Source organism: Kineococcus xinjiangensis (assembly GCF_002934625.1).
Lineage (GTDB): Bacteria > Actinomycetota > Actinomycetes > Actinomycetales > Kineococcaceae > Kineococcus_A > Kineococcus_A xinjiangensis.
Genome location: NZ_PTJD01000042.1, coordinates 1 through 1,050 on the forward strand (window position 1 = coordinate 1; position 1,050 = coordinate 1,050).

The 1,050-nt window shown below is 68.3% G+C and carries 1 protein-coding gene; it reads left to right on the forward strand.

The window, feature by feature from the left end; translation table 11 throughout:
• On the forward strand, positions 1-876 hold an 876-nt coding region (locus CLV92_RS20825; protein ID WP_104436005.1), incomplete at its 5' end, for a flagellin.
• Positions 877-1,050: the final 174 nt, after the last annotated feature.

A 1,050-nucleotide genomic window follows, 5' to 3' on the forward strand; every position in this document is an offset into this window, starting at 1 on the left:
CTCAACCAGGAGCTGACCCGCATCTCCGACACCACCTCCTTCGGCAACACCAAGCTCCTCGACGGCACCTACGGCGGCTTCGCGGGCAAGATGGCATCGGTGACCAGCAGCGCGGCCCCGACCCTGGCCTCCGTCAACTCCCTCGGCACCGCGGACACCCTCACGGTCGCGATCAACGGTGGCACCGCCAAGACCGTCACCCTCGCCAACACCGGTGGCGTGACGACGTACACGGCCGACGCGAACGGTGCCGCTGCTCTCAAGGCGAACCTGCGCAAGGACCTCGACGCCGCCGGCCTCGCCAACGTCACCGTCGAGGTCGGCAGCGACTTGAAGGTCACCCTCGGGTCGAAGGCCACCTCCACCACGGACAGCCTCGTGGTGGCCGACGGCACGGGAACCCCCGGGGCGAAGCTCAACCTCGTCGGCACCAGCGCCGCCGTGACCGAGACCACGGCGAACCGGAAGACGTTCCAGGTGGGTGCGAACGGCACCGCGAACGACACGATCACGGTGTCGATCGACGACATGGACGCTTCGAAGCTGGGTACGAGCGGGCTGTCGCTGGTGGGCAACACCGCCACCGGCACCGCCAACGCCGCTGAAACCCTGAAGAAGGTCGAGGCCGCGCTGAACAAGGTCTCCTCCGCCCGCGCGAACCTGGGTGCGGTGCAGAACCGCTTCGAGCACGCGATCAACAACCTGAACGTCTCGATCGAGAACATCACCGCCTCGGAGTCGGCGATCCGCGACACCGACATGGCCGCGGAGATGACCAAGTTCACCCGCAACCAGATCCTGACCCAGGCCGGCACCTCCATGCTCGCCCAGGCCAACTCCGCGTCGCAGAACATCCTCTCCTTGCTGCGCGGCTGATCCACCCGGCACCACCCAGTGCCCCGTTCCCGGTCATCCGGGAGCGGGGCGCTGCCGCGTCCCCGTGTGCCGCTCGCGACTCGCCGGCTGTCGGCGGTTCACCCTTTCGCCGCGGTGCCATCCGCTCAGGTCCGGGTCCCGCCGGTCGATGGAAGTAGCAGCCCTCCAAGGATG